The 1,461-nt window shown below is 64.3% G+C and carries 1 protein-coding gene; it reads left to right on the top strand.

Translation table 11 applies throughout. The features are described from left to right. Nucleotides 1-167: 167 nt before the first annotated feature. Nucleotides 168-1,461, top strand: a 1,294-nt coding sequence (locus tag ACWEV3_RS43350) for a WXG100-like domain-containing protein (RefSeq protein ID WP_452619499.1), incomplete at its 3' end; no start/stop codon positions are given.

Below are 1,461 nucleotides of genomic sequence, written 5' to 3'. Positions count from 1 at the left end.
CGTCGGGGGATCCTGTTTCTGGTAGAAGGCTTTAGGGCCCGGGTTTGTGGTCGATGTACGTCACTGGGGTGCTCTCGGCCTGCGCCTGCGCCTGCGCCTGCGTCTGTGTGTGTGGTGATGGGTGTGTGGTGGTGGGTGGGTGTCTGTGGTGGGTCGGGGGTTGAGTGGTGGGCGTTGAGTTTGATCCGCGGGCTGACTGGTTGTGGGTTTCGTTGGTGGGGCAGAAGGCTCCGCGGGTTGATGTGGGGGCGGCGCGTGCGTTGGCGGAGAGCTGGCGTGACAGTGGTGTGACGCTGGAGGAGTTGGGGCATTCTCTGGGGTCGTTGGCGGTGGTGGCGGAGCGGAGTATCGGTGGTGGTGCCGGTCGTGCGTTCCGTAGGTGTGTTGATGAGTTGGCTGCTGTGGTGCCGCAGTTGGTGGCTTTGGCGAGGCAGCAGTCGGCTGGTTTGCTTGATCTTGCGTTGAATGTGGAGTTGGCCGAATATTCGATGATGATCGAGATCGCGTTTTTCGCGGCGTCGATCGTCTGGGCGTTGGTCAGTCCGTTCACGGCGCCGTTGGTTCCGGCGTTTATTACTGCTGCTCGTACTGCTGTGGCCCGGATTCTGGAGAAGTTGCATTGGGCGGTGCGGCTGTTGGTGGAAGCGGTCCAGGAGGGTGTCGAGGAGGTTGTGCAGGGCGCGTTGGCGCAGATTATCCAGTTCATTGAGGGTAACCGTCATGAGTGGGACGGGAAGAGTTCGCTGATCGATTTCGTTGCGGGTGCTGGGGCGGGTGCCTTGATGGCGTCGATGTTCATGGGTATGCGGAGGTGGATGCCGCGGGTTGCGGACTCGATGTTGTTCCATGGGGCTACCGAGGCGACGGCGGAGACGGTGGTCGGCGCGGCCGCGACGGGGATCCTGGGTGGCAGTATGGACGATCTGTGGACCGGTGCGGTGGGTGGCGCGTTCACGGGCATGGTTGATAAGGGCGCTGCTGATGCTGGTGAGAAGATCGGTGAGCTGGTCAATGGTGTGGGCATTGTGGACGGTTTGGGTGTGCCCGCTATCGACATGCCGGATGTTCCCGGTGTTGGGGTTGTGCCGGTGGGGGGCTTGCCCGGGGCTGGCCTCGGTGATTTGGATTCGGGTGATGGCGGCGAGTCCGGTGACACCGATTCGGGTTATGGCGGCGAGTCCGGTGATGTGGGTAGTGGGTCCGGTGATGCGGATTCGGGTGATGGCGGTGATGCGGGCTCTGAGTCGGCTGGTAGTGGTGTTTCCGGGCGTGGTGTCAGCAGAGTCGGGTCGGTGACCACCACCGCGGCAGCGGCGGCTGCGGCGGTTTCGGGTGTGGGGGTTGCTGGTCGGGGTGGCGGGCCGGGCGCCGTCCCTGGTGTGGCAGTGGGTATCTCGTCGGCGGGGACGGTCCCGTCGGCGCCGGGTGTGGTGGGTCCGGGCATCGGTGCTCCCGTGTCGG

It is taken from the genome of Saccharopolyspora sp. NPDC003752, from assembly GCF_053605825.1.
Note: the sequence above shows the minus strand (reverse complement) of the source record. Positions and strands in the feature narration are given on the sequence as shown.